Source organism: Massilia sp., from assembly GCF_046293535.1.
In the GTDB taxonomy this organism is placed as follows: domain Bacteria; phylum Pseudomonadota; class Gammaproteobacteria; order Burkholderiales; family Burkholderiaceae_D; genus Telluria.
Genome location: NZ_JBKBOV010000056.1, coordinates 23,090 through 29,089, shown reverse-complemented (window position 1 = coordinate 29,089; position 6,000 = coordinate 23,090). Strand labels below are relative to the sequence as shown.

Below are 6,000 nucleotides of genomic sequence, written 5' to 3'. Positions count from 1 at the left end.
CGGGCGCTCGATGGAGGACGGATCACGACGGCGGAGCAATTACTGCGCATTGCGATCGGAGTCATCCATAGCGAACGGTGACAGCGCCAATAAAAAACGCCGCTCGAAAGCGGCGTTCTCGACCAGCGGGACGATCAGGCTTACGCGCGCTCGCCCACCCAACCGGCCACGCCGGCCAGCGCCTGCGGCAGGCCTGCCGGATCGGTACCGCCGGCCTGCGCCATGTCCGGACGGCCGCCGCCCTTGCCGCCCACCTGCTGGGCGACGAAGTTCACCAGTTCGCCGGCTTTCACTTTGCCGGTGGCATCCTTGGTCACGCCCGCGATCAGGCTGACCTTGCCGTCCGCCACGCTGGCCAGCACGATGGCGGCGGTCTTGAGCTTGTCCTTGAGCTTGTCCATGGTCTCGCGCAGCGCGGTGACGTCGGCGCCTTCCATGGTCGCCGCCAGCACCTTGATGCCGTTCACGTCGATGGCCTTGGTCACCAGCTCGTCGCCCTGCCCTGCGGCCAGTTTCGACTTGAGCGCCGCCACTTCCTTTTCGAGCGACTTGACCTGGTCCTGCACCTGCGAGATGCGCGAGGGCAACTCGTCCGGGCTGGTCTTCAGGGCGCCGGCGGCTTCCTGCAGCTTGCGGTTGATCGACTGCACCAGCGCCAGCGCGCCCTCGCCGGTCACGGCCTCGACGCGGCGGATGCCAGCGGCCACGCCGCCTTCCGACACGATCTTGAACAGGCCGATGTCGCCGGTGCGCGTGACGTGCACGCCGCCGCACAGCTCTTTCGAGGAGCCGATGTCGAGCACGCGCACGGTGTCGCCGTACTTCTCGCCGAACAGGGCCATGGCGCCATGCTTGACGGCGTCATCAAAGCTCATGTGCTGCGCCTGGGTGGCGTGGTTCTCCAGGATCTCGCGGTTGACGATCATCTCGACCTTGGCGATTTCCTCAGCCGTCAGCGGTGCGCCATGGCTGAAGTCGAAGCGGGTCTTGTCCGGATCGACCAGCGAGCCCTTCTGCTGCACGTGGCTGCCCAGCACTTCGCGCAGGGCCTTGTGCATCAGGTGGGTCGCCGAGTGGTTGCGGATGGTGCGCGCGCGCTTGACCGTGTCCACCTGCGCGTCGACGGTGTCGCCCACCTTGAGCGAACCCTCGCGCAGCACACCATGGTGGCCGAAGACTTCGGCCTGGATCTTCAGGGTATCCTCGACCTCAAACAGCTGGCCCTCGCCCTTGATCACGCCCTGGTCGCCCACCTGGCCGCCCGACTCCGCGTAGAACGGGGTGGTGTCGAGCACCACGATGCCCTCCTGGCCGGCCTTCAGTTCCTCGACCGAGACGCCTTCGGAGTACAGGGCCAGCACGTGGGTGTTGTGGGCCAGCGACTCGTAGCCGACGAACTTGGTCTTCTCGCCCGCATACTCGACCTTGGCGGCCATCTTGAACTTGCCAGCGGCGCGCGCGGTCTTCTTCTGCTGCTCCATGGCGGCGGCGAAGCCCTCCTCGTCCAGCGTCACGCCACGCTCGCGGCAGATGTCGGCGGTGAGGTCGAGCGGGAAGCCGTAGGTGTCGTACAGGGTGAAGGCGGTGGCGCCGTCCAGGTTCTTCGCATCTTTCGCCAGCTGCGCTTCCAGGATCTTCATGCCGTTCTCGAGCGTTTCGCCGAAACGCTCTTCCTCGGTCTTGAGCACCTGGGCGACGCGCGCCGATGCTTCGCGCAGTTCCGGATAGGCTTCGCCCATCTCGATGTCGAGGTCCGCCACCAGCTTGTGGAAGAAGGGTTTCGTCTGGCCCAGCTTGTGGCCGTGGCGCAGCGCGCGGCGGATGATGCGGCGCAGGACGTAGCCGTGGCCTTCGCTGCTCGGGATGATGCCGTCGACGATCAGGAAGGACGCGGCGCGGATGTGGTCGGCAATGACCTTGAGCGAATTGTTTTCCAGGTCGGTGGCGCCGGTCTCGCGGGCAGCCGCCTTGATGAGGGCCTGGAACAGGTCGATCTCGTAGTTGCTGTGCACGTGCTGCAGCACGGCGGCCAGGCGCTCCATGCCCATGCCGGTGTCGATCGACGGCTTCGGCAGCGGGGTCAGGGTGCCCGACTCGTCGCGGTTGAACTGCATGAACACCAGGTTCCAGATCTCGATGAAGCGGTCGCCGTCTTCTTCCGGCGAGCCCGGAGGGCCGCCCCAGATGTCGGCGCCGTGGTCGTAGAACACCTCGGTGCAGGGACCGCAAGGGCCGGTGTCGGCCATCTGCCAGAAGTTGTCGGATGCGTAGCGCGCGCCCTTGTTGTCGCCGATGCGGATGATGCGCTCTTTCGGCACGCCGATTTCGTTGGCCCAGATGTCGTAGGCCTCGTCGTCCTCGAAGTAGACGGTGACGGTCAGCTTCTCGGCGGGCAGCATGTAGACCTTGGTCAGCAGCTCCCAGCAGTAGTTGATCGCGTCGCGCTTGAAATAGTCGCCGAAGCTGAAGTTACCCAGCATTTCGAAGAAGGTGTGGTGGCGCGCGGTGTAGCCGACGTTTTCCAGGTCGTTGTGCTTGCCGCCGGCGCGCACGCAGCGCTGCACGGTGGTGGCGCGCGAGTACGGGCGCGTATCCAGGCCCAGGAACACATCCTTGAACTGCACCATTCCGCTGTTGGTCAGCAGCATGGTCGGGTCGTTGCCCGGCACCAGCGGGCTGGAACGGACGATGGTGTGGCCTTTGGACTCGAAGAACTTGAGGAACTTTTCGCGGATTTCGGAGGATTTCATGTCGTGAGGGCGGAATGAGGGAGCATGCGCTATAAAAAAACGATTATAGCGTAGCTGAGGGGCCGGATTATTAGTCCGGCTGATATTTACGGGGAAAGGTCGTGCTGCCAGGACGCGACCGAATTGGATCCCGGCCTGCGCCGGGATGACGTGCTGAAGTCTGTAGTTACGTGTACACGTCCGTAGCCCGCGACCGTGAGACCGTCGTCCCCGCGCAGGCAGGGACCCAATTGACGTTCGTCGCGTACCGGTAACGCGTCAGCGCAACAGCGACAGCACCGCCCGCGGCTGGCTGTTGGCCTGCGCCAGCATCGCAGATGCGGCCTGCTGCAGGATCTGCGCGCGCGTCAGCCCCGCCGTGGCGCCGGCGTAGTCGACGCCCTCGATGCGCTCCTTGGCGGCCGCCATGCTGGCCGAACCGGCCTGCAGCGCGCCGGCCGCCAGGTCGAGGCGGTTGCTCGAGGCCCCCGCCACCACGCGCTGCTGGTTCACGTAGGCCAGCGCCTGGTCCACGTGCAGCAGGGCCACCGCGCCGCGCCGCATGTCGAGCCTCGCCAGCCCGAGCGCCGCGGCATTGATGGCGCCGAACCGCAATTCGATCAGGTCGCCCGCCTTGTCGCCGGCCTGCACCTGCACCCGGCGCACGCCCGCATGCCCGCCCAGTTCCGGATACTCGACCACGAAGCCGGCCAGGCCGTCGTCGGCATTGTTGTCGCCGGCGTCCGCGACCACGCCGCGGGCGCTGAACGCGGGCCCGCCGTCGGCATCGAGACCGCCGATGGCGCCGGTGTCGGCGTTGGCCAGGTTCATCCTGTTCAGGAGGAAGTCGTCGCCGTCGGCGCCGAACTCCGTCAGGAAGTCGGCCTCGTTCGCGATCCTCCCTCCCGTCACCGCGTCGAGCGCGGTACTCAGGGTCGCGCCCTGGTTCCTGCTCAGGTGCTGCATCAGCCCCTTCATCCCGCCTTCCACCCCCAGGTCCTTCAGGCGCTGGTGCAGGAAGCGGGCGGCGACGTAGGCGCTCTCGTATTCGTAGGTGCCGCCAGAGACGCCGATGCCGCCGACGATCGTCGCGGCATCCGCGCCGGCGAGAGCGCTGCGCACGCGCTCGTCGGCGCCGTGGATCAACTCGGCCGCGCCTTCCCTGAACCAGGACGGCAGGTTCGCGAAGTTCATGGTGCGCGCCATGATCGCATGCGCCATCTCGTGGGCGATGATGCGGTCGCTGTACAGCGGCGCGCCGCCGCCGTCCGCGCCGGACCCGGCGCCGAAGTCGGCCATGTCGATGTTCAGCGACAGGTCGTCGAGCTTGCCCGTGCCGCTGCCCTCCACCCAGGCCAGCACGCCGCTGGGCGTACCCGGCGAGACCAGGTTGACCTTGAGCTTGACGCCATCCGCCTGCAAGCCGAACAAGTCCTTGACCATCTTCTCGGAGGCGCTCAGCCAGCCCGTCCTGAGGCCGTCGAGCACCACCCGCTTGTTCTCGTCCTCGCCGCCGATGCTGACCCGGTCCTGCGAAAACAGCGCCTCGCCGTTGAACTGGGTCTCTGCCCCGACCTGGTTGATGTGCTTGAGGATCTCCATCGCCTCCTGCTGTAGCTTGGCGCGGTCGCCGCTGCCATAGCTGCCATTGCCGGACGCGACCGCCAACTCGCGCAGGCGCTGCAGGCTGTCGCTCACGTTCGACAAAGCCCCGTCCGCCACTTGCAGCATCGACGCGCCGTCGCCGATGGCGCGCATCGCCTGGCTGAGCCCGCGCAAGCCCGCGTCGATGCGCCCTGCCAGGGCCTGGCCGGCCGGATCGTCGGACGCCTTGTTGATGCGCGTGCCGGCGGTCAGGCGGTTGATCATCGTTTCCTGGGCGGCCACGTGCTTGCCGAGGCTGCGCTGGGCGCTCAGCGACAAGGAGAGCTTATGAATTGACAATGACATGAAGTCATCCCTGGTGGCGGTTGTCAGCCTTTATCGACAACCGGTCAATTTTCTGAAGGGGCCTCGTTGAAATATGTATACGACCCAGGACCGCAGGCTAGGCGATGTCGGGACCGATCAAATCGATACGATCCGTACAGAACGCCTCGACGCCCCAGTCCAGCAGTTCGCGCGCCCGCGCCGGTTCGTTGACCGTGTAGCAGAACAGGCCGAAGCCGGCGTCGCGCACGGCCTTGGCCAGCGCCGGGCTCAGGTGCTTGTGGTTGGCGTGGATCGCCACCGCATCGACCGAGCGCGCCAGCGGCTCCCAGCCGGGCGGCAGCTCGCTCATCAGGAAGGCGCGCGGCAGGTCGGGGGCCGCATCGCGCGCGCTTTCCAGGGCCGCCAGGCTGAACGAGGACAGCAGCGGCACGTGCGTCAGATGGCCTTCTCCGATCTCGTCCGCGAACATGGCGCTGGTGATGCGCGCGACGGTCGCGCCGGTTTCGCGGTCGAAGCCGCGCGCCGGCTTGAGCTCGATGTTCATCCAGATGCCGTGCGCCTTGCAGTACTGCGCGAACTCGACGAACAGGGGCACCGGCTCGCCGCGGTAGTCGGCGCCGAACCAGCTGCCGGCGTCCATCCGGGCCAGTTCATGCGCATCGTAGTCGAACACGTGGCCTGCCCCGCTCACGGTGCGGCCGAGGTAGGGATCGTGCATCACCACCGGCACGCCGTCGCGCGCCAGCATCACGTCGAACTCGAGGGCGCGGAAACCGAAGTCGATGCCGCGCCGCAGGCCGGCAAAGGTGTTCTCCGGCGCCAGGGTGCCGCCGCCGCGATGCGCCAATATCCGGGGATAAGGCCACATGCCCACCTCCTATCGCAGGAATCAGTACATTTCCGAATTGCCGAGCTGCCGTGCCAGGTACAGGAACAGCACGATATTCAGCACGACGGTCAGGTAAAACTTCCACTGGAACGAGGTCTTCGAGGTCTTGTGCCGCAGCCACTGCTGGGCCAGCACGGCGCCCGGCCAGCCACCGACCAGGCCGAGCAGCAGCAGGGTCGACTCCGGCGTGCGCCAGTTGCCCTTGCGCGCCGCCGACTTGTCGATCGCGTAGGCCACGAAACAGCTCAGGCTCATGGCCAGGTAGGCGCCGCCGACGGCCAGCGGCAGCTGCCACTGCCAGGTGGCGGCGGCGTACAGGAAGGCGAACAGCAGGAGCGGCAGGTAAGGCATGCGGGGAGCTTACTCCGGCAGGCGCGTTGCTGTCTACATGGAAAGGAAATACCGCTTTTCGGCCGGTGAGGGTTGGATAACGAACAGAGCAAGCGTCGT

Annotated in this window: 4 protein-coding genes; all 4 read right to left on the bottom strand. The window is 66.6% G+C overall.

Annotated features, from left to right (window positions below; genetic code table 11):
• Positions 1 to 140: 140 nt before the first annotated feature.
• Entirely contained in the window at positions 141 to 2,750 is a 2,610-nt protein-coding gene (gene alaS, locus ACK4S9_RS21270; protein WP_409729619.1) for an alanine--tRNA ligase, read from the bottom strand.
• Positions 2,751 to 3,008: 258 nt separating this feature from the next.
• Positions 3,009 to 4,679, bottom strand: a complete 1,671-nt coding sequence (locus ACK4S9_RS21265; protein ID WP_409729617.1) for a flagellinolysin — start codon at positions 4,677 to 4,679, stop codon at positions 3,009 to 3,011.
• Between the two features lie 97 nt (positions 4,680 to 4,776).
• The gene (ugpQ, locus tag ACK4S9_RS21260) at positions 4,777 to 5,529 is read right to left on the bottom strand and encodes a glycerophosphodiester phosphodiesterase (protein ID WP_409729615.1); all 753 of its coding nucleotides are present in this window, start codon (positions 5,527 to 5,529) and stop codon (positions 4,777 to 4,779) included.
• Between the two features lie 21 nt (positions 5,530 to 5,550).
• Positions 5,551 to 5,901 carry a DUF1294 domain-containing protein gene (locus ACK4S9_RS21255; RefSeq protein ID WP_409729613.1) on the bottom strand — a complete coding sequence of 117 codons (351 nt, stop codon included), beginning with the start codon at positions 5,899 to 5,901 and terminating at the stop codon, positions 5,551 to 5,553.
• Positions 5,902 to 6,000: the final 99 nt, after the last annotated feature.